The sequence below is a fragment of the Mesorhizobium sp. Cs1299R1N3 genome, from assembly GCF_037179625.1.
Classification (GTDB): domain Bacteria; phylum Pseudomonadota; class Alphaproteobacteria; order Rhizobiales; family Rhizobiaceae; genus Mesorhizobium; species Mesorhizobium salmacidum.
In genome coordinates this window covers 1,080,162-1,105,465 of record NZ_JAPYKQ010000001.1, presented here as the reverse complement: position 1 = coordinate 1,105,465, position 25,304 = coordinate 1,080,162, and the positions used below count along the sequence as shown (strand labels likewise).

The window sequence follows — 25,304 nt, the reverse complement described above, 5'->3', positions numbered from 1 at the left end:
AAATCGGCCAAAGGGTAAAGCAGATGACCGTGAAACTCTCTTCCTCGAGCCTCGCCACGCTTCCGTCCAAGGTCGCAGGTCCGAACTATGACCGGTCGGCGTTGAAAGCCGGCATCGTGCATTTCGGCGTCGGCAATTTTCACCGCTCGCATCAGGCCGTCTATCTCGATGACCTGTTCGGTCAAGGCGTCGGTCATGATTGGGCGCTGGTTGGCGCTGGCGTGTTCGACGGCGAGAAGATCGGCCGCGGCAAGCTCGAAGAGCAGGACTGGCTGACCACGGTTGTCGAGCAGGACGAAGGCCACATGAGTGCCCGCGTCACCGGCGCGATGATCGATTTCCTGATGCCGGGCGATGCGGCCGGCATCATCGACCGGCTTGCCGACCCGGCAATCAGGATCGTATCGCTGACCATCACCGAAGGCGGCTATTTCATCGATCCGGCGTCCGGCGTCTTCAACTCGACCCATCCCGACATCGTCGCCGACGCACAGCCGGGCGCCACACCGAAAACGGTGTTCGGCATCATCCTGGCCGGCCTCGTGCGACGCCGCCAGGATGGCATCGTGCCGTTCACCGTCATGTCCTGCGACAACATTCCCCACAACGGCCATGTCACGTCGGATGGGGTGATAGGTCTCGCCCGCCTGATCGACGAGGATCTGGCGAGCTGGGTCAGCGACCACGTCGCCTTTCCAAACGCCATGGTCGACCGCATCACACCGGCAACCAGCGACCGTGAGCGCAAGATCCTTGCCGATGATTTCGGCCTCGAGGACAATTGGCCGGTGTTCTGCGAGCCGTTCCGGCAATGGGTGCTGGAAGACCATTTCACCGATGGCCGCCCGCCGCTGGAAAAGGTCGGCGTGCAGTTCGTCAGGGACGTCGCCCCCTACGAGCTGATGAAGATCCGCATCCTTAATGGCGGCCACGCCACCATCGCCTACCCGGCCGGGCTGATGGACATCCACTTCGTCCATGAGGCGATGCAGGAGCCGCTGGTGCGCGGTTTCCTCGACAAGCTCGAGCATGACGAGATTATACCGACAGTGCCGCCGGTGCCGGACACGGTGCTGGAAGACTATTACCAGCTCATCGAGAAGCGCTTCTCCAATCCCAAGATCGGCGACACGGTGCGCCGCCTCTGCCTCGACGGCTCCAACCGCCAGCCGAAATTCATCATTCCGACCATCGCCGACCGGCTGAAGGCCGGCAAAGGCGTTGCCGGTCTGGCGCTGGAATCGGCGCTGTGGTGCCGCTACTGCTTCGGCACGACGGACAGCGGGGCGGTCATCGAGCCCAATGACCCGAGCTGGGACCGGATGCAGGCAACTGCAAAGGCGGCAAAGGACGCGCCCGCCGCCTGGCTTGCGATGGACGATATCTATGGCGATGTCGGCCGCGCCACCGCCTTCGTCGAGGCCTTCGCCCACGCGCTCAACGTGCTCTGGGCCAATGGCGCGCGCGCCACGCTGACGCGCTATCTCGCCGGCAAGCTCTGAGAGCCAGCCGGCATCATGACGCCTGAACTGGTCATCTTCGACTGCGACGGCGTGCTGGTCGACAGCGAGGCGCTCTCCGTCTCGGCGCTGCTCGGCATGATCGAACTTGCCGGCGGCAGCGTCGGCGAAGACGCCGCCTACGAGCATTTCCTCGGCAAGAGCATGAAGAGCGTGCGCGAAATCCTCGGCCGCGACTTCGGCCTGGAGATCACCGATCAGCATCTCACCGCCATGCGCGTCGATCTCATGCGAAAGTTCCGTGAGGAGCTGAAGCCGATCGCCGGCGTCAAGGAGATGTTGCCGAAGCTCGGCCTGCCATACTGCGTCGCCTCTTCCGGCACGCTGGAACGTATTCGTTACGCGCTCGACGTCACCGGCCTGCTCACGCTGATGGAGCCGCATCTGTTCAGCGCCGCCATGGTTGCCAGGGGCAAGCCGGCACCGGACCTTTTCCTCCACGCGGCCGCCGCCATGCGGGCGCAACCGCGAAATTGCCTGGTCATCGAGGACAGCCCGGCCGGCGTCGCGGCCGCGCTCGCGGCGGATATGCGCGTCTTCGCCTTCACCGGTGGCGCACACGCCGGCAATCCGGGATTGAAAGCGCGGCTTGCGTCGACCGAACCGGACTTTATATTCGCTGACATGCTGCAATTGCCCGATTTGATTGCAGGCCTGGGAGCGAGAGTTAGAGCATCTTGACGAAACAATTTGTCTGCGCGGTCGATGTCGGCACCGGGAGCGCTCGCGCGGGCATTCTCGACGCCAGTGGTACCTTGCTTGGCCGCGCCGAGCGGCCGATCGCCATGAACCAGCCAAAGCCAGATCATGCCGAGCATGATTCACGCGATATCTGGGCCGCCGTCTGCACCGCCGTGCGTGCCGCGCGGGAAAAGGCCGGCGTCGCCGCCGAGCATATTGCCGGTATCTCCTTCGATGCCACCTGTTCGCTGGTCGTGCGTGACAGGCAGGGCGGCCAGCTCAGTGTGTCGACCAGCGGCGACAAGCGCTGGGACACCATTGTCTGGCTCGACCACCGTGCCATCGCCGAAGCCGACGAATGCACCGCGAGCGGCCACGAGGTGCTGAATTATATCGGCGGCGTTATGTCGCCCGAGATGGCGACGCCGAAGCTGATGTGGTTGAAGCGCAATCTGCCGAAGACGTGGAACGAAGCCGGCTATTTATTCGACCTGACCGATTTCCTGACCTGGCAGGCGACGGGCTCGCTGGCCCGCTCGCAATGCACGCTGACAGCGAAGTGGACTTATCTGGCGCACCGGGACACCGCGTGGCAGCGCGATTTCTTCGAACTCGTCGGCCTCGACGATCTTTTTGATCACGGCAATCTGCCGGAGCGGGCCAGTCCGGTCGGCGCCGATATCGGTCCGTTGACGGCGCAGGCAGCGGCAGAACTCGGCCTGACCGAAAACTGCCGCGTCGGCGCAGGCGTCATCGATGCCTATGCCGGGGCGCTTGGCGTGCTCGGCGGCTTTGCCGGCGACGACCAGAATATCGGCCGCCATCTGGCGCTGATCGCCGGCACCTCATCCTGCGTCATGGCAATGTCGCCCGACCCGCAGCCTTTCGCCGGTGTCTGGGGTCCTTACTATGGAGCCGCACTGCCGAAGTTGTGGCTGTCGGAGGGTGGCCAGTCGGCGACCGGCGCGCTGCTCGACCACATCATCCGCTGGCACGGCGCCGGCGGCGAGCCGAACGCGGCCATGCATGCCAGGATCGCCGCGCGCGTCGCCGAATTGCGCGCCGCCGAGGGCGACAGCCTTGCCGACCGGCTGCATGTGCTGCCGGATTTCCACGGCAACCGCTCGCCGCTCGCCGACCCACATGCCGTTGGCGTCGTCAGCGGGCTGACGCTGGATTCGTCTTTCGACAGCCTGTGCAAGCTTTACTGGCGCACCGCCGTCGGCATCGCGCTCGGCGTGCGCCATGTTCTGGAGGCGCTGAACGAGAACGGCTATCTGATCGACACGCTGCATGTCACCGGCGGCCACACCAAGAACCCGCTGCTGATGGAGCTCTATGCCGACGCCACCGGCTGCACGGTGGTCGAGCCGCTGGCCGACGAGGCGGTGCTGCTCGGCACCGGCATGGTGGCGGCGACCGCCGCCGGGCTTTTCCCCGATCTCAACGCCGCCTGCCTTGCCATGCAGCAGGGCGGCAGGACACGCGCCGCCAACCCAGCGGCCGGCGCCCGCTTCGATCGCGACTACCGGATTTTCCTGGAAATGCACCGGCAGCGGCAGATGCTCGACGCGATCCGGTAGGCTTTTGCGCTATTGCCTGCGCAGGGACGCGCCCGATGTCGCGTCGAACAGGTGAATGTCATTCTCCTCGAACGTATAGCGGACGGGAGCATGCAGTACCGGGCAGTCGCGCGCCGGAACCAGCGCGCTGATCTCCTTGCCGCCGGAGCCGAATGTCACCAGCGCGTCATTGCCGTGGAATTCGATGAGATCGGCAGTGCCTTGCAATATACCGGCGCTGCCGGCATCGGCCGTCTTCAGGTCCGGAGGCCGGATGCCCAGCACGGCGCGATCGCCTGGCTGGAGATGAAAGCCTTCCCCGTCTATCGAAAGCACCGTTCCGGCTCCGGTCAGCGTCCAGCCGTTCCCGGCCCGGCCGACCGTCACCTCGACAAAATTCATGTTCGGCGTGCCGATGAAGCCGGCCACGAACATATTGCCCGGCCGCCCGTAGATTTCCGCCGGCGAGCCGATCTGCTCGATGATGCCATCCTTGAGCAGCACGATACGGTCGGCGAGCGTCATCGCCTCCAGCTGGTCGTGCGTGACATAGACGGTGGTGGTCTTCAGCGACTGGTGCAGCCGCGCGATCTCGACGCGCATATGGTTGCGCAATTTGGCGTCGAGATTGGACAACGGCTCATCGAACAGGAACACCTTGGGCGTCTTGATCATGGCCCGCGCGATCGCCACGCGCTGCTGCTGGCCGCCGGAGAGTTCGGCTGGCTTACGGCCGAGATAGGGGTCGAGACCCAGCGTCCTCGACACCGCTTCGACCCGCTTGCGGATATCGGGCGCCGGGACCTTCTGGCGCCGCAGCCCGAAGGCGATGTTGTCGAAAATGCTCATGTGCGGATAGAGCGCGTAGTTCTGGAACACCATGGCGATGCCGCGGTCGCCCGGATCGAGGTCGTTGACCACCTTGCCGCCGATCGAGACCTCGCCGCCGCTGATGTCCTCCAGCCCCGCCAGCATCCTGAGCAAGGTCGACTTGCCGCAACCGGACGGGCCGAGGAACACGACGAATTCGTGTTCCTCGATCGAGAGGTTGAGATCGCGGATCACCGTGGTGGCGCCATAGGCCTTGTCGACATGGGAGCAAACGATCGCGGACATTGGTCAGCCCTTCTCTCCGGTAAGCAGAATCTGCAGCTTGACGTCCTGCGGGTTGCCTTCGGCCGCCCGTTCGAACGCCTCGATGCTGTCGGCGAAATCATAGGTCCCGGTGATCAGCGGCTTGAGGTCGACCTTGCCGGAGGCAATGAGCTGCAGGGCACGGTCGAAGATGTTGGCATAGCGGAACACCGTCTCGATGCGGACTTCCTTCGAGATCGCCGCCGGCACGTTAAGGGCCACCGGTTCCACCGGCAACCCGACCAGCACCACCGCGCCACCTGGCCGCACGACGTCGAACAGATCGGCGAAGGCCTTGGGGCTGCCGCTCGCCTCGAAGACGATGTCGGCACCCCAATTGTCGGTCGCTGCCGCGACGGCATCGACCAGCGACCGCTCGCCGATGTTGACCGGCACGATGCCGGCATACTGCGCGGCGATTTTCAGCTTGGGCGCGGAAAAATCGGAAATCAGCACTTTCGAACAACCGCCGGCCAGGGCGGCAAGGGCGATCATGATGCCGATCGGGCCGCAGCCGACGACGACGGCGACATCGCCCGGGACGATGCGGGCGCGGCTAGCCGCCTGCATCCCGATGGCGAAGGGCTCGACCATGGCGCCCTCGGCGAAGGAGACATTGTCCGGCAGCCTGTACGTGAAAGCGGCCGGGTGCACGGCATAGGGAGCAAGGATGCCATGCACCGGCGGGGTCGCCCAAAAAGTGACGTCGGGGTCGACATTGTAGATGCCGAGCTTTGTCGCGCGCGACGACAGGTTCGGCACGCCGGGCTCCATGCAGACGCGGTCGCCGACCTTCAGACTCCTGACATTGGCGCCGACCTCGACGATTGTGCCCGCGGCCTCGTGGCCGAGCACCATCGGCGCCCGCACGACATAGCTGCCGATGGCGCCATGCGTATAATAATGCACGTCGCTGCCGCAGACGCCGACCGTGTGGATGGCTATCCTGACATCGTCGGGGCCGACATCGAGCGGCAACGCGATCTCGCGCAGCGACAATTCACCTTTTTTCTCAAGCACCAAAGCCCGCATCGGGTAGTCCTCACTTCAAGTCTTTTTTTGCCGGAAAACAGAATTCAGGAAGCCGCTGAGCACACCGAGGAACAGCAATGGCGGCAGCGAGAGGAGCACGACCGAGGCGTTGAGAATGCCCCACGGCACGTTCATGCCTTGCTGGGAGAGTTCGGAGGCGACGATCGGCAAGGTCTTGGCGTTGGAACTCGACAGCATCAGCGCGATCAGGAACTCGTTCCAGACCAGCACGAAGCTGAAGGCGACAGCGCCGATCAGCGAGCGCGCAGCCACCGGCAACGCGATCCGCCAGAACACCGCATAGGCGCCGTAGCCGTCGACGAAGGCGGCTTCCTCGATCTCCTTCGGCACGCCTTGGAAGGCTGGAATGGCGAGCCACATGATCACCGAGATGGTGAGCAGCGAATAGGTGACGATCAGCGCCGGCAGCGTATCGTAGAGACCGAGCTGCAGCCAGATCACCATAAGCGGGATCGCCACCGCCACCGGCGGCAGGAAGCGCAGCGACAGCACGAAGAACTGGATATCGCCGGCCCAGCGGTTGGGATAACGCGCCACCGCGTAGGCCGCGGGCAGGCCGAGCACGACGCCGATCAGCACGGCTGTGCCGCAAGCGACGACCGAATTGTAGAGGCCGGTGATGACGCTGTCGCGGCCAAGGATGTAGCTGATGTTGGCAAGAGTCGGCGTGAACACCAGGCGGGGAACGCGGGTGATGATATCGACGCTGTTCTTCAGCGAGTTGAGCGCTGTCCACAGCAGCGGAAACACCGCGACGAAGCCGGCGAAGGCCAGGACGGCCTTGGCGATGATGCAGCCGGGCCTCATGCCTGCACCCGCTTCCACAGCATGGTGAAGGTGATGACGGTGGCGATCATCATCAGCACGGCCATGGCCGAGGCATAGGAAACCTTGCCGGATTCGATGAAGCCTTGCGAGAAGGCGTACATGTCGAGCGTTTCGGTCGCCACCCCCGGCCCGCCGCGGGTCATCACATAGATCAGGTCGAAGGAGCGCAGCGACTCGATCATCTTGACGAACATCAGGCTGATCAGCGGCGCCTTCAGCATCGGCAAGGTGACATAGGCGTGGATCTGCCAGCGCCTGGCGTGGTCGAGCCGGGCGGCCTCGATCGGCTGCGGCGGCAAGGTTTCCAAGAGCTTCAGCACGATGACCGCGAAGAACAGGCCCCACTGCCAGACATCGACCGAAGCGACGGCGAACAAAGCCGTCGACGGCTTGGACAGCGGGTCGAAGATCAGCCCGCCGGTCAGCAGCCGGTAGGGGTAGGTGGCGATGCCGTAGAGCGGATGATAGGCGAACTTCCACACGAAGGCCGCCGAGACGCGCGGCAGCAGCACCGGGATGATGAACAGCAGACAGTAGAGGTTGCGCAGGCGCGGCGAGGCGACCTCGAACATCAGCACGCCGAGCCCGATCGCGACGACCATCGTTGCGACGACGGTGACCACCTCCCACTTCACCGACACCCAGACGGCGTTGAGGAAGCGGCGGTCGGAGAACAGGTCGACAAAATTCGAGAACCAGACCCAGGAATAGGCAGCCGAGCTCAGCTCGCGGTTCTGCAGGGCGATGATGATCGCGTAGAGCGTCGGCACCATCGACAGGATCAGCAGAATGACCAGTGTCGGCACGACAAAGGCGACCGGCAGGGATGAACGTCGAGGCATTGGTCTCAGGCCTTGCTGTGTCTCTGATATCTGGACATGGCGGAACCCGCGCGCGGGACAGGGCAGGCCCTCCTGCGACACACAGGTCCCGGCATTCCCAGGGAATGCCGCGAACCGCGCGCCGCAAGAGGGAGGGGCCTATTTCTTCACCAGCTCATTGGCGTAGGCCTCGAGCTCGTTGAGGCTGCCCTTGACGTCGGTGCGTGTGCCGGCAATCAATTCCTCGAGGATGATGCCCCAGCGGTCGCCGAGATCCGGCCAGCGCGGATCCTGCCAGAAGTTCACCGCCGTGACCTTGCCGGTTTCGGCAAGCGCCTGGCCGAGATCGGCGCCGTAGATATCGGCGAATTCCTTGCTGGAAAGGATGCTGGTGCGGTTCAGCTCACCGAACTGGTGGGCGTCTAGCCGGCGCTTCTCGTTTTCCTTCGAGGTTGCCCACGCGATGAACAGGCCGGCGCATTTCTTCGAAGCGTCGTCGGCATTGGCCTTCGCCGCGATGGCAAGGCCATGGCCGTAACCGCCGCCGGAAAGCGGCGAGGGCGGCGGCAGGAAGCCGATCTTGCCGACCACTTGCGAGGTCTTCGGGTCGACCGCCATGCCCGAAAGCGGGGTCGATTCGACGAGGATCGCGACCTGGCCCGACAGGAAGGCGCCGGTCGATTCGTCCCAGCTGCCGGTCTGTGTCCCCGGTGCCGAATCCTTGAACAGCTTCAGATAGGCCTCGGTCGCCTCGACGGCCGCGTCCGAGTTGAAGGCCGGCTTGTCGCCGTCGAACCACTTGCCGCCATAGGCCTTGAAGAATGGCATCCAGCGCCAGACATTGGCGCCCGAGCCGCGCGCGCCGCGCAGCGCGATGCCATACATGCCCTTGTCGGCATTGGTCAGCTTCGGCACGTCGGCGATCAGCTCGTCCAGCGTCTTGGGCGGCTGGATGCCGGCGGCTTCCAGCACGTCCTTGCGATAGACCATCAGGTCGCCGCCGCCGGTCAGCGGCGCGAACCAGACCTTGCCGTCATAGGTGGCAACCTTCTGGCGGCCTGGATCGAAATCGGCATAGTCGTAGTCAGCCGGATAATAATCGGTCAGCGGCACGATCCACTTCGACGAGGCGAAAAGCGCCACATTCGCTTCATCGACATAGTAGACGTTGTAATTGCCGACGGTGGACGCGTCCGCGCGCGACTTGGCGCGGCGGTCGTTCTCGTTCAGATAATCGATCTTGAAGCTCGCGCCGGAGAGCTTCTCGAACTCGGCCTTGGAGTCCTCCAGAAGCGTCAGGCCATCGCGGGGCTGTGCCAGCACCTTGACCGGTGCCGAGCAGACCGGCGCCTGCGCCAGGGCTAGGGTTGAAACGGTAGCGGAAAGCACGAAAGCTGCGCCAAGGCTGGCAGCGAGCCGAACTGGTTTCATGATCTTTTCTCCTCCAGGAACACGTCGCGGGTAGCGCAGGTCCTCGGGTTACGCGATCCTCACCATCGCCCGAACGACATGCCACCCATCGCCAAAATGCGCGGTTGCGTGGGGCGACGCTAGAAGCCCCGTTGCAGATGACCTGTACTTTTATGCATTGTGCAGCGCAAAAACCGGCGCACCCGTACGGAGCGCGTCACATGAGTATCGATCTGGTCCAAAACGGTGATTCAGGATGCGCTTATGCGCGCATCGCCAGACGCTGCCGCGACAGCTTGCGATAGGATGACGGCGTCATCTTGTGCTTGCGCAGGAAGGCGCGGTTGAAGTTGGAGATGTTCATGTAGCCGACCTGGAAACAGATGTCGGTGATCGGAATATCGGTGTCGGCCAGGAGCTTGCACGCCTGCCACAGCCTGAGCTTGGCAAGATGGTCGCTGAAGGAGTTGCCGGTGTTCTTCTGGAAGAAGCGCGAGAAGGTGCTTTCGCTCATGCCGGCCAGCTCGGCCACCTCAGGCAGCTTCAGATCTTCGGCGAAGTGCTGGAACAAATAGGTCAGCGTGCGCTGGATGATGTCGAGCGAGGCGGCGTCGAGAACCGGCTGGAAGTCCGGCGACGACAACAGCTCATACTCGTCGGTCCTGGCCAGCAGATCGACCAGTTCGAGGAACAGGCAGAACCGGGCCAACCCATGCACCGTGCCCATCCGCTCCATGAGCGCGGCACCTTCAAGCGCGGTCCCGCCGTGGAAGACGATGCCGCGCAGCGACCGTTCCAGGAACGGCTCCAGTTCGCGCAGTTCGGGCAGCATGTCAGCCGACCCGCGCAGCCGCTCGGGATCGAATTGCAGCACGATGTCACGGCCATCGATCAATTCGCCCGGCTGCACCGCGGTGACCCAGTCATGCGGCAGGCCGCCGCCGACGATGGTGAGGTAGCCCGGCCCGAACTCGCCGATATGGTCGCCGACCAGGACCACGCCGGAGGATTTCCGCAGCAGATGGATCTCGTACTCCGGGTGGAAGTTCCAGACATTGCGCTCCCAGGGATAGTCGTCCAGCCGCCACAGGAAACTGTCGCTCGCCTCGGTGACGATGTGCTCGAAGGAAGGTGCCGTGCGCGGGATTGCTGCCGTGTTCTTTCTGCGTCTGAACGCCATCCTGCCTCCCACAATTCGCCGGTCGCCGATGTCTGATCCGTAGCAGTCCCTGGCCGGCAAGGGAACGAGGCGGCGGTTCCGCGCAATGCGCTGGCTCAATCTGTTCTGGCGCCTCCTCCCTTGCCTTCATGTCGCGTTTCGTTCAATAGACGGCGCAAACGGGGCCATTTCGTGCCGTTGCTGTGCGGCTTCCGGGCGTGGCCCGACGCGCCGTGTTCTGAAAGAGCAGGACAATGTCTGCGATCGAAGCCGGCGCTCGCGCGCCGGAAAACCTTTGGCGTCGGGAAATCAGGGCGACGCTGGCGCTGGCCTGGCCGATGGTGCTGACCAATCTCGGCCAGACGGCGATGACCGCGACCGACGTCATGATGATGGGACGCCTCGGCGCGGACACGCTGGCCAGCGGCGCGCTTGGCGCCAACCTCTATTTCATGCCGCTGATCTTCGGCCTCGGCCTGATGCTGGCGACCTCGCCGATGATCGCCACCGAGCTTGGCCGCCGCCGCCATTCCGTGCGCGATCTGCGCCGCACCGTACGTCAGGGCCTGTGGCTGGCGATCCTGATCGCGATCCCGATCTGGCTCGTGCTTTGGCACGGCGAGGCAATTCTGCTGGCCATGGGGCAGGAGCCCGCGCTGGCGCATCAGGCCGGCATCTATCTGCGCTGGCTGGAGTGGGCGGTGCTGCCTTTCTACGGCTATATCGTGCTGCGTTCGTTCATCTCGGCGCTGGAGCGGCCGGGTTGGGCGCTGATCATCGTTTTCGTCGCCGTCGCCTGCAACGCCTTCTTCAACTGGCTGTTCATGTTCGGCAATCTCGGTGTGCCGGCCATGGGCATCGCCGGCTCCGGTCTTGCCACCTCGCTGTCCAGCACGCTGATGTTCGTCGGCATGGCTGTCGTGGTGATGCTGGAGAAGAAATTCCGGCGCTACCATCTGTTCGGCCGTTTCTGGCGGTCCGACTGGCCGCGCTTCAAGGGCCTGCTGCGGCTCGGATTGCCGATCGCCGGCATCCTTGCCTTCGAGGTGACGATCTTCAACGCGGCAGCCCTGCTGATGGGCCTGATCGACGCGGATTCTCTGGCCGCGCACGCCATCGCCATCCAGATCGCCTCGATCTCCTTCATGGTCCCGCTCGGCCTCAACCAGGCGGTGACGGTGCGGGTCGGGCTCGCGCATGGCGCCGGCAATCCCGAGGGCGTCTCGCGCGCCGGCTGGACCGCCTTCGTCATCGGCGTCTCGTTCATGGCGCTGATGGGACTGGTGATGGTGCTTTGGCCGCATCTCCTGATCAGCGCCTTCATCGACCTCGGCAATCCGGCCAATGCCAGGGTGATCGCGCTTGCCGTTTCGTTCCTGGTGTTTGCCGCCTTGTTCCAGGTCTTCGACGGCGCGCAGGCGGTTGCCGCCGGCATGCTGCGCGGCCTGCACGACACCAAGGTGCCGATGATCTATGCCGCGATCGGCTACTGGGGCGTCGGCCTGCCGCTCGGCGTGCTGCTGGCCTTCCATTTCGGCTTCCACGGCGTCGGCATCTGGATCGGCCTGTCGTCGGGACTGGCCGTGGTGGCGGCCCTGCTTCTGGCCCGCTGGCTACGGCGCGACCGCATCGCGCCGTCGCTGGCGCTCGGGCACTGAACGCATTCCCGGAATAGAATTCCGCCTTTCGACGCAGGCGGGCAACCTTTCCTGCACGATGACGTTTCGAGGGATGATCGTTGCATACGATCGACGTAAATCGTGAGGAGATGAAAGTGACCTTCAAAATGCTCACTATGGGCGCGATGGCGCTCGCAATGATGACTGGCTCGGCGCTGGCTGGATCTGCTGGCGGAACCTCTGCGCTCGACGATCCGGCAAAGATGTCGCCGTTCTTCACGGACGCCGGCATGAAAACACTCAGGTCGGAAGCGGATTTCAAGACCGCATGGATGTCCATGAAGCCAGATGAACAGAAGGCGGTGTTGAAAGACTGCGGCGACACCACGATCAACAAGTCGCATGCGGATTTCTGCGCGATGGCCAAGAAGATGGGTGGCTGAATTTGCGGAAAGGCGGCCGTTTCGCGCCGCCTTTTGGCCACAGACGCCGTTTGAAGGTACCGGTAAGAGCGCCTATGATGCCTCGAATGGAGGCGGCGAATGGTGTTCACCGTTATTTGGTATGGAAGACAGGGCATCATCGACAAGGTGATCTTTGACGCCGAAAAGGTGGCAAAAGATCACGCAATCTCCATGTTTCAGACCCGAAGGGGTGACGAGGGGATCATTTGCGTTGAAGTTCGCAAGGACAATGGAACTGTCGTCTTCAGCCATGCTGAAAATTAGGATGGCTACTTACCCAATCCCCTCAGACTCATCGAAGCCAACATGTCCGTCACATCGCCAACAATGTGACACGGACCGATTGTGATGGTATCGCCCTGGATCCAACTCCACTGCCAACGCGAATAATTGGCCGAGCTCGAAGACTACGCCGATGCCGTCGTAATCTCCCGCCTAGTTGACCGTCCGCTCTAAGGAACTCGCAGATGTCGTCTGAACGGCTGGGATGCGGCGCAAAGCCGTCATGCGTGCCCAAATGGAGCTTCAAGCTCTAACAGCACACAGCTTCCCAGCCTGCGGTCGCGTCGATATTGGTCAACACAACATGCTTTCGGTTCAGCGCATCAATGTCTGCTTCTCCAGCGACCGCGCGTATTGCGTCAGCGGAAAGCACATGACGAAGAAGATCAGCGCCACCAGCCCGTAGACCTTGAATGGCTCGAAGGTGGCGTTGTTGATGGCATTCGAAGTCCGCACCAATTCCTCGAAGCCGATGATCGAGGTCAGCGCGGTCGATTTGATCAGCTGCACCAGGAAGCCGACCGTCGGCGCGCGGGTGATCGCGAACGCCTGCGGCAGGATGATCAGCCTGAGCTCCTGCAGATAGTGCAGGCCGAGGCTGGCTCCGGCGTCCCATTGACCAAGCGGCAGCGCGTCGACACCGCTGCGCCAGATTTCGGCGAGATAGGCGCTGGCGAAGAAGGTCAGGCCGAGCACCGCCGCGGTCCAGGGCTCGATGCGCAGGCCGAGCATCGGCAGGCCGAAGAACATCAGGAAGAGCTGCATCAGAAGCGGCGTTCCCTGGAACAGGGCGATATAGCCGGAGGCAAGGCGCCGGCTCCATTTATTCTTCGCGATCCTCAGGAACAGCACCGCCATTCCGACCAGCGCGCCGCCGACGAAGGCGGCCAGCGACAAAAGCACCGTCCAGCGCGCTGCAAGCAGAAGGTTGCGCACGATGTCCCAGAGCGTGAACTCGATCATGACACGCCCGCTCCGAGCGTGCGGCGCCCGCCTGACACCAGCAGCCGCCGCAAGGCCATTGACATCAAGAGATAGACCAGCGTCACGACAAAATAGGTCTCGAACGAGCGAAAAGTGCGCGCCTGCAGCATGTCGGCCTCATACGTCAGTTCGCGCACCGCGATCTGCGACACCACGGCGGATTCCAGCATCATGATGACGATCTGGCTGGTCAGCGCGGGATAGATGATCTTGAGCGCCTGCGGCAGCACGATCTTGATGAACACCTGTCGCGGCCGCAGCCCGAGCGCCAGGGCCGCTTCCGTCTGCCCGTTCGGCACCGCGTCGAGCCCGGCGCCGACGATCTCGATCGTGTAGGCCGCCATGTTGAGCGTCATCGCCAGCATGGCGGCCAGGATCGGGTCGAGCCTGATGCCGAGGCTCGGCAGGCCGAAGAAGATGAAGAACAGCTGCACAAGGAACGGCGTGTTGCGCATCACCTCGACATACCAGGCGATGGCCCGGCGCAGCAGCGCGGGGCCGTTTCGCCGCCCGGCAGCACCGAGGATGCTGAGTAGCGTTCCCGCCAGCGTGGTGACGGCGATCAAAAGGATCGTCGTCGCGGCGCCGTGCGCGATGTCGCCTACGGCACCTGGAAGCCAGCCGAAGGCCACGGCAACTCAATCCTTGAGGTTGTCGGGGTTGAGCGGCGTCTTCAGCCAGGCCTTCGAGCTTTCGTCCAGCTTGCCGTCGGCCAACATCTTGGCGACGGCGTCGTTGACCGCCTTCTTGAGGCCGTCCTCATTCTTGTTGAGGCCGATATGCGAGGGCGAGGTCAGAAGCTGGAACTTCTGCTCGGGCTTGAGCACGTCCTGCTTGGCCAGCACCTGCGCGCCGACGTCGTTGCCGACGACCATCAGCTGGGTCTGGCCGGAGATGAAGGCCTGGATCACCGAATTATAGTTGTCGAAGCGCTTTATGTCGGCCGATGCGGGTGCTGCCTCGGTGAGCGAGGTATCTTCCAGCGTCCCGCGATTGACGGCGATCGACTTGCCGGCGAGGTCATCCTTGCCTTTGACCGACATCGCCGCCGGGCCGATGACCGCGATGTAATAGGGCGCGTAGGCGGCGGCGAAGTCGATGACCTGCTCGCGCTCCTTCGAGTAGCCGACGCTCATCAGGATGTCGACGCGATGATCGTTCAAATAGGGGATGCGGTTCTGGCCGGTGACGGCGATCGGATTGAGCTTCACCTTGAGCGTGTCGGCGATGTACTGCGCGACGTCCATGTCATAGCCCTTGAGGCTCATGTCGGCGCTGGCCGAGGAGAAGGGCGGGAAATCGGCGAAGACGCCGACATTGATGGTGCCGGCCTTGGTGATATCGGCCAGCGCGTCAGCCTTGGCAGCCTGTGTGCCAAGGCCGAAACCCGCCGCGCCCAGGACCAGGACGGCGGCGATGGATGATTTGAATGTCGAACGGATTGTCATTGTCATTCCCCTTCTGGAAGCTTTTTGATTGTTTGGGTCGGCCGCCGGCTCCAGCGCGGCGGCCGCCTTGGCTTTGATCGTCAGGCGCCCTTGCTTGTGACGGCCGGGCTGAACACCATCAGGCTCAGGATCTCGAACAGCACCTGGGCGCCGGCATGCGCGGTGTTGGTGGTCGCGTCATATTGCGGCGCCACCTCGACGACGTCGCCGCCGACGATGTTCAGGCCCTTGAGGCCGCGCAGCAGTTCAAGCACTTCGCGCGTCGTCAGCCCGCCGACTTCCGGCGTGCCCGTGCCCGGCGCGAAGGCCGGGTCGACGCTGTCGATGTCGAAAGACACATAGCTCGGGCCATCGCCGACTATTCTGCGCGCCTTCTCGATGATGGCGGGAATGCCGAGCCCGGTCACCTCCTCGGCATGGACCACTGTCATGCCGGATTCGTAGGTGAACTCCCACAAATATTCGGCCGAGCCGCGGATGCCGATCTGGATGGTGCGCGTCGGATCGAGCACGCCATCGAGCACAGCGTTGCGGAACGGGCCGCCATGGTGGAATTTGGTCAGGTCGAACAGGCCGCTGGTGTCGCAATGGGCGTCGATGTGGATCAGCCCGACCGGCGCCTTCTTGCCGACCGCCTTCAGGATCGGGTGCGTGATCGAGTGGTCGCCGCCGACCGACAGGGGAATGACACCGGCGTCGACGATCTGGTTGATGCGCCGCTCGATATCCTCATGGCTGGTCTCCAGCCTGTAGCGGCTCTGGAACGGAACGTCGCCGATGTCGGCCACCCTGAGCTCATGCGTCGGCGCGCATTCCAGCACATGGTTGTAGGGGCCGATGCGCTCGATGGCCCGCAATGCGCGCGGCCCGAAGCGCGAGCCCGGCCGGTTGGTGACGCCAAGATCCATCGGCACGCCAATGATCGCCACCTGCAGGTCGCCGAAGTCCGGATTTTCGGCGGCGATTTCACGATAGGGCGCGGTGAGGAAAGTCGGGATGCCGGAATAGGGCGCCAGCCGCGTGCCGCTCTTGGAAAAAATCTTATCCGCGACCTTGCGGAATTTCGGGTCGAACATCTCGCCGCCATGGCTCTCGCCATATTTGCGACGCAGCGCGTCGAGCTTGCCGCGATCGTATCCCATATACGCTCCTCCTCCTCAGCTGATGCAGTGTTGCCGGTCGGTGACCTCGGGCGAACCGACCGTCATCCGGCCGGGCCGCGGTCCCGCTGGCTGTCTGCAGATTTCACGTCTTGATGTTGTCTTGGGGCAAAGTGTCCGGCAGCCGCTTTGAAAAAGCAATTGATATTGTTAGGGTGTTTTCTGTGAGAAAATCTCACAATGAAGCCGAGCATCCATGGCCAAGCGCTTGCCACCTCTCAACCCGCTGCGCGCCTTCGAGGCCACGGCGCGCCATGCCTCGTTGAGCAAGGCGGCGAGCGAACTGAATGTCACCCATGGCGCCGTCAGCCACCAGATCAAGGCGCTGGAGCAATCGCTTGGCGTCAAGCTTTTCGAACGCGTCGGCCAACGGGTTAAATTGACCCCGCACGGCGCCGAGCTCTTGCCTGCGGTATCGGTCGCGTTCGACGGCATCGCCGCCGCCACGCAACGGCTGACCCGGCCTGCAAGCAGCGGCGCGCTGTCGGTGTCCTGCGTGCCGGCGCTGCTGCTTTTGTGGATGACGCCGAGGCTGGGCAGCTTCACCGCGCAATATCCCGACATCCAGCTGACGCTCATTCCCTCCAACGATCCCAGGGATATCCGGGCGCCGCATATCGATGTCTGCGTGCACTATGGCGATGGCAGCTGGGCCGATTGCTGGATGCGCAAATGGTCGGGCCTCGAACTGTTTCCCGTGGTCAGTCCGACGCTGATCAACAACCGGCCGATCCGTAACGTTCGCGACCTCGCCGACCACGTCTTGCTGCATGGTGACGACGGCCGCGAGTGGCACACCTGGCTGGCCGCCGCCGACGCGCTGGACCTGGAGCGCGGCCGGCGCCATCATCTCGGCGATGCGCGCATGACGGCGGAAGCCGCGGTGCACGGCCATGGCGTGGCGCTGGGCGACTCGGTGACGGCAAGCGCGCTGCTCGCCAGGGGCATGCTGGTCGCGCCGTTCAGCCTGTCGGTGCCGGCGGTCGACGACTTCTATGTCGTTTGCCGCAACGAGATGCGGGCGACGCCGATCGTGCAGGTGTTCATGGACTGGCTGTTCGCCGAGAAGGCCGGGGATGACGGCCGCGCCGACGCCCCGGTGGCGGGCCGCCTCGTCACCCGCCGCAAACGTCCCGCGCTCAAGGTGATGGGCGGCAAATCCTCGTAGCCGTACGCAGGACTTTCTTTTTGTCGGGCCAGCCTGAAAGCGGGCAGCGTTTTGGTCAATTCGATGCTATGAGGCCTGTCGCTATTGTGGTGGCAGGGCAGCGAAGGCGGTAACGAGACATGGCCAAGACCGATATTGCGCGGCGCGTCTACAACCACACCTGGAAGCTCGACCCGATCGTGCGCAGCCTGCTCGACACCGACTTCTACAAGCTTTTGATGCTGCAGATGATCTGGGGCATGTATCCCAAGGTCGACGCCACCTTCTCCCTGATCAACCGCACCACCTCGGTGCGGCTCGCCGACGAGATCGACGAGGGCGAATTGCGTGAACAGCTCGACCATGCCCGCACGCTGCGCTTCTCCAAGAAGGAGATGATCTGGCTGGGTGGCAACAATTTCTACGGCCGCAAGCAGATTTTCGATCCGGAATTCCTCGCCTGGCTGGAAGGTTTTCGGCTGCCCGACTATGAGCTTTCCAAGCACGACGGACAATACGAACTAACTTTCTCCGGCCCCTGGATGTACACGACGCTGTGGGAAATCCCGGCGCTCGCCATCATCAACGAACTCCGATCTCGCGCGGCCATGCGGGCCTATGGGCCCTTCGCGCTCGATGTGCTCTACGCCCGCGCCAAGGCCAAGATGTGGGCCAAGACCGAACGGCTGAAGGCGCTGCCCGGCATCCGCATTTCCGACTTCGGCACGCGCCGGCGCCACTCCTTCCTGTGGCAACGCTGGTGCGTGGAGGCGCTGAAGGAAGGCATCGGCGAAGCGTTCACCGGCACCTCCAACGTGCTGCTGGCCATGGACAACGACCTCGAAGCGCTCGGCACCAACGCGCATGAACTGCCGATGGTGTTCGCGGCACTCGCCAATTCGGAAAAAGAGCTGAAGCAGTCGCCCTACAAGGTGCTGCAGGACTGGCAGCGCTACTATGGCGGCAATCTGCTTATCGTGCTGCCCGACGCCTTCGGCACCGCTTCCTTCCTGCGCGACGCGCCGGACTGGGTGGCCGACTGGACGGGCTTTCGCCCCGACAGCGCGCCGCCGATCGAGGGCGGCGAAAAGATCCTGTCCTGGTGGCGCGAGAAGGGCAAGGACCCCAGGCAGAAGCTGCTGATCTTCTCCGATGGGCTCGAGGTGGAAACCATCGAGGAGACCTACCGTCACTTTAAAGGCAAGGTACGCATGTCCTTCGGCTGGGGCACCAATTTGACCAATGATTTCGAAGGCTGCGCGCCGACAGAGACCAACAGCCTCGACGCCATATCGCTGGTCTGCAAGGTCACCGAGGCCAATGGCCGGCTGGCGGTGAAGCTTTCCGACAATCCAGCCAAGGCGACCGGCGATCTCAAGGAGATCGAGCGGTATTTGAGGATTTTTGGGCAGAAGGATCGCGTGGAGCAACTGGTCAAGGTTTGAGGGGTGGGCGGACTCTTGGAAAGTTCGAGTTCCGTCGCGCCCCCCTCTGTCCTGCCGGACCCGGCCCTCCGCTGTCGCTCCGGGCGTTCGTTGTTCGGAAAGCCAAGCAGTTGGCTTCCCGTCCGCTGCGCGGACCACTCCTCACCCCCCTCTTGGGAGGAGATTGGACTTTATCACCGCTTTCGCCAATCGCCGACGTTGCAAGAAAAGCGCCGACGCCACGGCCAGCCAATCTCCCCCCTCGTGGGGGAGATGTCCGGCAGGACAGAGGGGGGCGCCGTAGAGTGCTTCCGTCCGTCGCTAGCCCTCTTGCTTGCCGCCTTGTGGCTCGTCTCACCCTCCCCCGCCTTCGCTCACGCCTCCGACCGCGGCCACGTCCTGCTTCTCCCCACCGGCTATTATCTCGTCGCCGGCGCTTTCGCCGTAGCCGCCAGTTTCCTCGTCCTGGCATTGCTCCCACCCGACACCCTCGGCCGTGTTTGGCGCCGTCGCCTGCCGCTATTCGCCTTCAGCGACAGCACCCGCGCCATCATCAGCCTGGTCTCCTTTGCCGGCTTTGCAATTCTCATCGCCGCCGGCTTGCTCGGCAGCCGCGACCCCCTCTCCAACCCGCTGCCATTGGTGATCTGGACGCTGCTATGGGCCGGCCTGACCCTGCTGCAAGGCCTGCTCGGCGATCTGTGGTCGTGGCTCAACCCCTGGTGCGGCCCGTGGCGGCTGCTGCCGCGCGGCAGAAGCGATGAAGCGACCTGGCAACTTCCGCAGTGGCTTGGCTGCTGGCCGGCCGTCGTCCTGTTCGTCGCCTTTGCCTGGTTCGAACTCGTCGACCCGGCGCCCGACGATCCGGCGCGGCTAGCCTTTGCCGCCGGCCTCTATTGGCTGTTCACCTTCATCGCCATGCGGGTGTTCGGCTACGACAAGTGGAGCCGCAGCGGTGAATTCCTCGGCATCTTCTTCTCGATGGTTGCCCGCTTCGCGCCGGTCGAGCGCGACGACAAAGGCCGTCTTGCGCTGTGCTGGCCGGGTGCCAGGCTGCTCACGGCCGGGCCATTGCCCGCCAGCGGCATCGCCTTCCTGCTGCTCGCTTTGTCCTCGGTTTCCTTCGACGGCCTGTCGAGGACCTTCTTCTGGCTCGGCCTGTTCGGCATCAACCCGCTCGAATTTCCAGGCCGCACGGCGGTGATTGGCAGCGGCAGCCTTGGCCTTGTCCTGGCATTCGTGCTGCTCGCGGGAGTGTTCCTGGTTGCGGTAATCCTCGGTCAGCGCCTTGCCGGCAGCGATAAACCGCTCGCCCAGGCGGCGGGCCTGCTGGTGTGGTCGATCGTGCCGATCGCGCTCGCCTACCATGTCGCGCACTATCTGACGGTGCTGCTGGTCGACGGCCAGTATGCATTGGTCTCCCTGTCCGATCCTTTCGCGCTGGGCTGGGATCTGTTCGGCACCGCCGACATGCAGGTCGAAGCCGGCGTCGTTGCCGGCGCAGCGTCAGCGTGGTGGCTGTGGAATGTCCAGGCCGGCGCCATCATCCTTGGTCATGTGCTCGCGGTTCTCGTCGCCCACGGCCTTGCCTGGCGCCTGCATCCGCAGCCTGCCCGCGCCGCGCTCAGTCAGTTTCCGCTCACCGTATTGATGATCGCCTACACCATTTTCGGTCTCTGGCTGCTTGCCACGCCGACGGTCGGATGAGACAAGCCATTTCCTATGGGTCATGCCCCATGGAAAGCTCGCTTGCCAGGCCAAGCCTTTGGTGATTTAGTTTGTACACATGCAATTTTGCATCCTCTTGCCGAGGATGTTCGAGCCGCCTTATCGTTGGTCAAAACGCAAGAACAGGGGAACGAACGTGACTGACAAGAACGGATTTTTCGACCTCTCCAAAACCACACTCACCCGCCGCACCGCGCTGAAGGGGCTCGCCGCTGGTGCGGGCCTCGCCATGGCGCCCGGTTTCGTCCGTTATTCCCAGGCGCAAAGCTCCGCGCCGATCAAGATTGGCTTCCAGTCGCACCGCACCGGTATCGGCGCCGCCTATGGCCGCTGGTACGAGAAGACCACCGCCGCCGCGGTCAAGGCGATCAATGCCGCCGGCGGCATCAACGGCCGCCAGGTCGAGGTGATCATCGAGGATGACGGCACGGATCCCGGTCGCGGCGCCGAGGTGGTCGGCAAGTTCGCCACGCAGCACAAGACCGACATCGTCTTCGGCACGCTGTTCTCGCACGTCGTCATCGGCTCGGCTCCGGCCGCCGGCGAAGCCAAGATGCCCTATTTCGTCGTCAGCGAAGGGCATCACGTCGCCTCGACCAAGCTCAACCGCTACGTCTTCCAGCCCGGCATCACCGACGTGAAGAGCCAGATCCAGTCGATGGCGCCGTGGATCGCGGCCAATGCCGGCAAGAAGGTGACGCAGATATTCCCCGATTTCGCCTTCGGCTACGACCATCGCGATTACCTGCCGCCGGCGCTGAAGGCGCAAGGCGCCGAGGTGATCGCGCAGATCGCCATTCCGCCGACGGAGAGTTCCTTCACCAAATACTTCCCGCAGATACCGGCCGAAACCGAGGTGATTTACCACGTCATGGTCGGTCCGGCGGTGCTCACCTTCGTCAAGGAGCTCGGCGAGTTCTACGGTTCGAACCGGCCGCAGCTCTTCGGCTTCATCGATTCGCTCGAAGCCGTCGACATCAACAGCCCAGGCCTTGAATTCCTCGACGGCAGCCATTTCTGGGAAGGCTCGCCGCGCTACGCCCAGCCCGATGACACCGAAGCGCAGAAAGCCTATCGCGCCGCCGTCGGCATCGACGACAATGGCGCCGCCGTCGGCGACCCCAAGGACGTCTCCACCGCCGCGCACATGTTCGGTTGCTGGGAAACGCTCTACGTCGTCAAGAAGGCGATGGAAGACGCCGGCTACAAGGGACCGGAAGACCGCGCCAAGCTGGTCGAGGCGACCGAAGCGCTGAAGGAATTCGCCGAAGGGCCGGAGCATCCGCAAGGACCAAAAACCTTCAACGGCAAGATCCACCAGTGCTTTGGCATCCAGAACATCTCCAAGGTCGAAGGCGGCAAGCTGAAGGTCGTCCACAAGACCAAGATCGAGGACGGGCTTTACGAAGCCGAAGGGGATTACACGACGCAGGCGCTGTGAGCTTGGTTCTTTAAGCCCAGTGCCCTTCGGCCTACCCCCCTCTGTCCTGCCGGGTCCGGCAGGACAGAGGGGGCGCTTCGCGCCACCCTATCGAGCGTGTAATCAATGCACTTCGGCCCCCACCTCCTCCTCGCCGCCCTCGAAGGCCTCGTCACCTCGGCCGTACTGGCGCTGACCGCGCTTGGCTTGTCGCTGGTGTTCGGCGTCATGCGTGTCGTCAACGTCGCCCATGGCGAGTTCTTCATGCTGGGCGCCGTGCTTGCCTGGGCGATCACCACGGCAATCGGCGGCCACCCGGCCCTCGGCTTCCTGGCGGCGCTTGTGATTGCGCCGCTGATCGTCGGCGCCATCGCGCTGGTCGCCGAACGGCTGGTGCTGCGCCGGCTCAATTACAATCCGGAAGCCACCATCGTCGCCACCATCGGCATGCTCTACATCATCCAGCAGCTGGCGCTGACTTTCTATGGTCCCGAAGCGCGGCCGGTCGAGTCGCCTTTCAGCTACCGCATCCTTTTGCCGTGGTTCGGCTATTCCGGCTACAAGCTGTCTGTTATCGCTGCATCCGCTCTCTTGTTGATCGCGACATGGCTGGTGCTGACGCGCACGAAAATTGGTCTCATCATGCGTGCCACGCAATATGACAGCGAGACGGCGCAGGCCTTCGGCATCCCTGTCGGCCGTGTCTATGGCGGCGTCTTCGCGCTCGGCGCCATGCTGGCGGCGATCGCCGCGGTGCTGATCGTGCCGATCAGCCAGGCGCACTACCTGATGGGGCAGGACCCGCTGCTGCTGTCCTTCATCGTGGTCATCATCGGCGGTCTCGGCTCGCTGCGCGGCACCGTCGTCGCCGCCGTGCTGATCGGCCTGTCCGACGGCATCATCTCGATGTTCTTCTCGCCGACGCTGGCCAAGATCATCGCCACGCTGCTGGTCGCCATGGTGCTGGTGTTCCGGCCGCAAGGCCTGTTTGGGACGGCATCGCGATGAGCGAAGCTTCGCCGGCAAAGGCGTACGCGCTGCACCTCGGTGTGATTGCCCTGCTCTTCGTACTGAGCTTCCTGCTGCCGGAGTATTATCACGGCCTGCTCGCCCGCATCATGGTGCTGGCGGTCTTCGCGATGGGCTACAACATGCTGTTCGGCTATGTCGGCCTGCTCAGCCTCGGCCATGCCATGTTCTTTGGCGCCGGGCTTTATGGTGCCGGCCTTGCCATCATCCAGCTCGGCTGGAGCGTGCCGGCGGCATTCGCCGCGGGTCTTGGCTGTGGGGCCGTTCTCTCCCTGATCATCGGCCTTCTGGCGCTGCGCACCACGGGCGTCGCCTTCATGATCGTCACCATGATGTTCGCCCAGGTGTTTTATCTCGCCATCCTTTATTTCGCGGCCTGGACCGGGGGCGACCAGGGCATGGTCGTGCCGCAGCCGGCGCGTGTCCTCACTTTCGGCGGAACCTCGCTCGACCTCACCAATCCGACCGTGCGCTACATGAGCGCGCTGGCGCTGTTCTCGCTCGTGCTTCTGACGATGCTCGCCATCGTCCGCTCCCGCTTTGGCCGCGTGCTGGTCGCCATCCGTGAAAACGAAGAGCGCACGAAGATGCTGGGCTACGACACCTTCTCCAACAAGCTCGCAGCCGTCGTCATCTCCGGCTCGATCTGCGCGGCGTCCGGCGCCGCCTACGCGCTGCTGTTCGGCTATGTCGGCTCGAGCTTCGCCTCGGTGCAGTATTCGATCCTGCCGCTGCTGTGGGTCCTGCTCGGAGGTGCTGCCACAACGCTTGGACCGCTGATCGGCACGCTGTTCATGTACTACGTCATCGACGTCACCAGCGGCTACACATCGGCTTATCTGCTGATCGTCGGCATCGCGTTGATCCTGTTGGTGCTGTTCTTTCCGAAGGGCATTCTCGGCAGCATCCGCCAGCGCTGGCTCGGGTGGTTGCCATGACGCCGCTTTTGACCACCAAGGGTCTGTCGCGCAATTTCGGCGGCCTGCGCGCCGTCGACAGCGTCGACTTCACCCTGATGCCCGGAGAAATCCGCGCCGTCATCGGCCCCAACGGCGCGGGCAAGACCACCTTCGTCAGCCTGGTCAGCGGCCGCATCCAGCCCTCTTCGGGGGGGATCCTCTTCGACGGCGCCGACATCACCGGCCTGCCGGCCTATGTCAGGGTCCGCCAGGGCATCGCCTACACATTCCAGATCACCAGCGTCTTCGCCAACCTCAGCGCCTATGACAATGTCGCGCTGCCGGTGCAGCGCACGCTGAGCGACGGCCGCTCGAAGGGTGCGGTACGGGCCGGCGTCATGTCGGCGCTCGAACGCACCGGGCTGGCCGGCCGCGCCCATATGCCGGCCGGGCAATTGTCCTACGGACATCAGCGATTGCTGGAAGTGGCGATGGGCCTGGCGCTGAAGCCGCGCCTGCTGATCCTCGACGAGCCGACGCAAGGCCTGGCCGATAGCGAGATCGATAATTTCATCGAGCTGGTGCGCGACATCGCCAAGAACGCCACCGTGCTGCTGATCGAGCACAACATGCCGGTCGTCATGCAGCTTGCCGACCGCATCACCGTCTTCAACGCCGGCAGGATCCTGGCCGAGGGCACGCCGGAAGCGATCCGTGACAACGCCGCGGTGCAGGAAGCCTATCTGGGGACCGCCCCATGAGGGAGACGAGCAAGACCGATGCACTGGTGATCTCGGGGCTGGACTGCTTCTATGGCGAGGTCCAGGTGCTCTACGGGCTCGATCTCGTGCTGAACAAGGGCGAGGTGCTGTGCCTGTTCGGCCGCAACGGCGCCGGCAAGACGACGACGCTGAAGGCGATCATGGGCCTGGTTCCGGCGAGTGCCGGTTCGATCAGGCTCGCCGGCCGGGAATTGACCGGCCTGCCGGCGCATGAAGTGCCGAAGGCCGGCGTCGCATACGTGCCGCAGGGAAGGCGGCTGTTCGCCGAGATGACTGTGGCGGAGAACATCGAGATCGGCCTGATGGCGCGCGGCAATGGCAAGGCGACGCGCGAGAACGTCCTCGATCTCTTCCCGCTGCTGCGCCAGCGGCTGCGGCAGCGCTCGGGCACCTTGTCCGGCGGCGAGCAGCAGATGCTGGCCATGGCGCGTGCGCTCTGCCTCGAGCCGCAGGTGCTTTTGCTCGACGAGCCGACCGAAGGGTTGATGCCGTCGATGATCGCCAAGATCCGCGAGACGGTGTCGAAGCTGCGCGAGATGGATGTCTCCACCATCCTGGTCGAGCAGCGGGTCGACGCCGTGCTGTCGGTCGCCGATCGGGTTTGCTTCATCGAAAACGGCCGCAACCGCGAGACGGTCGATGTCGAGACCCTGCGCGCCGACCCGTCGGCGGTCAGGCGTTATGTCGGTGTCGGCTGACGGGAGCAATTCCAGGAAAAGTGTGCAGCGGTTTTTCCGGGAAAAGCGTGTA

General features: G+C 63.8%; 24 protein-coding genes. 14 read left to right on the top strand and 10 right to left on the bottom strand.

Features of this window, described 5'->3' with window-relative positions; all coding sequences use genetic code 11:
- Positions 1–23 precede the first annotated feature (23 nt).
- From O7B34_RS05155 to O7B34_RS05145, 3 genes are read left to right on the top strand one after another with little or no spacing between them, the layout of a single operon-like run.
- The gene (locus tag O7B34_RS05155) at positions 24–1,502 is read left to right on the top strand and encodes a mannitol dehydrogenase family protein (RefSeq protein ID WP_337145123.1); all 1,479 of its coding nucleotides are present in this window, start codon (positions 24–26) and stop codon (positions 1,500–1,502) included.
- A gap of 15 nt (positions 1,503–1,517) precedes the next feature.
- Positions 1,518–2,201, top strand: coding sequence for an HAD family hydrolase (locus tag O7B34_RS05150; RefSeq protein WP_337145122.1), 684 nt, complete (start codon positions 1,518–1,520; stop codon positions 2,199–2,201).
- Entirely contained in the window at positions 2,198–3,784 is a 1,587-nt protein-coding gene (locus tag O7B34_RS05145; RefSeq protein WP_337145121.1) for an FGGY-family carbohydrate kinase, read from the top strand. The genes O7B34_RS05150 and O7B34_RS05145 overlap by 4 nt, the downstream gene beginning before the upstream one ends.
- Positions 3,785–3,793: 9 nt before the next feature.
- Here O7B34_RS05145 and O7B34_RS05140 read toward each other — a convergent pair whose 3' ends face one another.
- The 6 genes from O7B34_RS05140 to O7B34_RS05115 all read right to left on the bottom strand — a co-directional run bounded on the left by O7B34_RS05140 (position 3,794) and on the right by O7B34_RS05115 (position 10,189).
- Positions 3,794–4,879: an ABC transporter ATP-binding protein gene (locus tag O7B34_RS05140; protein WP_337145120.1), complete on the bottom strand. Its 1,086-nt coding sequence runs from the start codon at positions 4,877–4,879 to the stop codon at positions 3,794–3,796.
- Positions 4,880–4,882: 3 nt separating this feature from the next.
- Positions 4,883–5,929 carry an NAD(P)-dependent alcohol dehydrogenase gene (locus O7B34_RS05135; protein WP_337145119.1) on the bottom strand — a complete coding sequence of 349 codons (1,047 nt, stop codon included), beginning with the start codon at positions 5,927–5,929 and terminating at the stop codon, positions 4,883–4,885.
- 15 nt (positions 5,930–5,944) lie between these two features.
- A complete protein-coding gene (locus O7B34_RS05130) occupies positions 5,945–6,757 on the bottom strand; it encodes a carbohydrate ABC transporter permease (protein WP_337145118.1) in 813 nt (270 codons plus the stop codon).
- On the bottom strand, positions 6,754–7,620 hold the full coding sequence (locus O7B34_RS05125) for a carbohydrate ABC transporter permease (protein WP_337145117.1): 867 nt from the start codon (positions 7,618–7,620) through the stop codon (positions 6,754–6,756). The genes O7B34_RS05130 and O7B34_RS05125 overlap by 4 nt, the downstream gene beginning before the upstream one ends.
- A 138-nt stretch (positions 7,621–7,758) precedes the next feature.
- Positions 7,759–9,030 carry an ABC transporter substrate-binding protein gene (locus O7B34_RS05120; RefSeq protein WP_337145116.1) on the bottom strand — a complete coding sequence of 424 codons (1,272 nt, stop codon included), beginning with the start codon at positions 9,028–9,030 and terminating at the stop codon, positions 7,759–7,761.
- A gap of 241 nt (positions 9,031–9,271) precedes the next feature.
- The gene (locus O7B34_RS05115; RefSeq protein ID WP_337145115.1) at positions 9,272–10,189 is read right to left on the bottom strand and encodes an AraC family transcriptional regulator; all 918 of its coding nucleotides are present in this window, start codon (positions 10,187–10,189) and stop codon (positions 9,272–9,274) included.
- A 233-nt stretch (positions 10,190–10,422) separates the two neighbouring features.
- On the opposite strand from O7B34_RS05115, the gene O7B34_RS05110 reads away from it, so the two are divergent.
- The 3 genes from O7B34_RS05110 to O7B34_RS05100 all read left to right on the top strand — a co-directional run bounded on the left by O7B34_RS05110 (position 10,423) and on the right by O7B34_RS05100 (position 12,515).
- A complete protein-coding gene (locus tag O7B34_RS05110; protein WP_140508297.1) occupies positions 10,423–11,826 on the top strand; it encodes an MATE family efflux transporter in 1,404 nt (467 codons plus the stop codon).
- A 116-nt stretch (positions 11,827–11,942) separates the two neighbouring features.
- The gene (locus tag O7B34_RS05105) at positions 11,943–12,230 is read left to right on the top strand and encodes a hypothetical protein (protein WP_027145397.1); all 288 of its coding nucleotides are present in this window, start codon (positions 11,943–11,945) and stop codon (positions 12,228–12,230) included.
- A gap of 99 nt (positions 12,231–12,329) precedes the next feature.
- A complete protein-coding gene (locus O7B34_RS05100) occupies positions 12,330–12,515 on the top strand; it encodes a hypothetical protein (protein ID WP_337145114.1) in 186 nt (61 codons plus the stop codon).
- 333 nt (positions 12,516–12,848) lie between these two features.
- On the opposite strand, the gene O7B34_RS05095 is transcribed toward O7B34_RS05100, so the two are convergent.
- The 4 genes from O7B34_RS05095 to speB form a co-directional block, all read right to left on the bottom strand.
- Positions 12,849–13,496 carry an amino acid ABC transporter permease gene (locus O7B34_RS05095; protein WP_337145113.1) on the bottom strand — a complete coding sequence of 216 codons (648 nt, stop codon included), beginning with the start codon at positions 13,494–13,496 and terminating at the stop codon, positions 12,849–12,851.
- Positions 13,493–14,149 (bottom strand): amino acid ABC transporter permease, encoded by a 657-nt coding sequence (locus tag O7B34_RS05090; protein ID WP_337145112.1) that lies wholly within the window; start codon positions 14,147–14,149, stop codon positions 13,493–13,495. Before O7B34_RS05090 ends, O7B34_RS05095 begins: the two co-directional genes overlap by 4 nt.
- Positions 14,150–14,155: 6 nt before the next feature.
- On the bottom strand, positions 14,156–14,965 hold the full coding sequence (locus O7B34_RS05085; protein WP_337145111.1) for a transporter substrate-binding domain-containing protein: 810 nt from the start codon (positions 14,963–14,965) through the stop codon (positions 14,156–14,158).
- An 80-nt stretch (positions 14,966–15,045) separates the two neighbouring features.
- The gene (gene speB, locus O7B34_RS05080; RefSeq protein ID WP_337145110.1) at positions 15,046–16,107 is read right to left on the bottom strand and encodes an agmatinase; all 1,062 of its coding nucleotides are present in this window, start codon (positions 16,105–16,107) and stop codon (positions 15,046–15,048) included.
- Between the two features lie 214 nt (positions 16,108–16,321).
- Here speB and gcvA point away from each other — a divergent pair, with 214 nt between their 5' ends.
- The 8 genes from gcvA (at position 16,322) to O7B34_RS05040 (ending at position 25,252) form a co-directional block, all read left to right on the top strand.
- The gene (gene gcvA, locus O7B34_RS05075; RefSeq protein ID WP_337145109.1) at positions 16,322–17,293 is read left to right on the top strand and encodes a transcriptional regulator GcvA; all 972 of its coding nucleotides are present in this window, start codon (positions 16,322–16,324) and stop codon (positions 17,291–17,293) included.
- Positions 17,294–17,412: 119 nt separating this feature from the next.
- Positions 17,413–18,717, top strand: coding sequence for a nicotinate phosphoribosyltransferase (gene pncB, locus O7B34_RS05070; protein WP_337145108.1), 1,305 nt, complete (start codon positions 17,413–17,415; stop codon positions 18,715–18,717).
- A gap of 252 nt (positions 18,718–18,969) precedes the next feature.
- Positions 18,970–20,403, top strand: a complete 1,434-nt coding sequence (locus tag O7B34_RS05065) for a hypothetical protein (protein ID WP_337145107.1) — start codon at positions 18,970–18,972, stop codon at positions 20,401–20,403.
- Between the two features lie 157 nt (positions 20,404–20,560).
- A complete protein-coding gene (locus O7B34_RS05060; protein WP_337145106.1) occupies positions 20,561–21,865 on the top strand; it encodes an ABC transporter substrate-binding protein in 1,305 nt (434 codons plus the stop codon).
- Between the two features lie 105 nt (positions 21,866–21,970).
- Positions 21,971–22,852 (top strand): branched-chain amino acid ABC transporter permease, encoded by an 882-nt coding sequence (locus O7B34_RS05055; protein WP_337145105.1) that lies wholly within the window; start codon positions 21,971–21,973, stop codon positions 22,850–22,852.
- Positions 22,849–23,811: a branched-chain amino acid ABC transporter permease gene (locus tag O7B34_RS05050; RefSeq protein WP_337145104.1), complete on the top strand. Its 963-nt coding sequence runs from the start codon at positions 22,849–22,851 to the stop codon at positions 23,809–23,811. The genes O7B34_RS05055 and O7B34_RS05050 overlap by 4 nt, the downstream gene beginning before the upstream one ends.
- The gene (locus O7B34_RS05045; protein WP_337145103.1) at positions 23,808–24,533 is read left to right on the top strand and encodes an ABC transporter ATP-binding protein; all 726 of its coding nucleotides are present in this window, start codon (positions 23,808–23,810) and stop codon (positions 24,531–24,533) included. Before O7B34_RS05050 ends, O7B34_RS05045 begins: the two co-directional genes overlap by 4 nt.
- On the top strand, positions 24,530–25,252 hold the full coding sequence (locus tag O7B34_RS05040) for an ABC transporter ATP-binding protein (RefSeq protein WP_337145102.1): 723 nt from the start codon (positions 24,530–24,532) through the stop codon (positions 25,250–25,252). Before O7B34_RS05045 ends, O7B34_RS05040 begins: the two co-directional genes overlap by 4 nt.
- Positions 25,253–25,304: the final 52 nt, after the last annotated feature.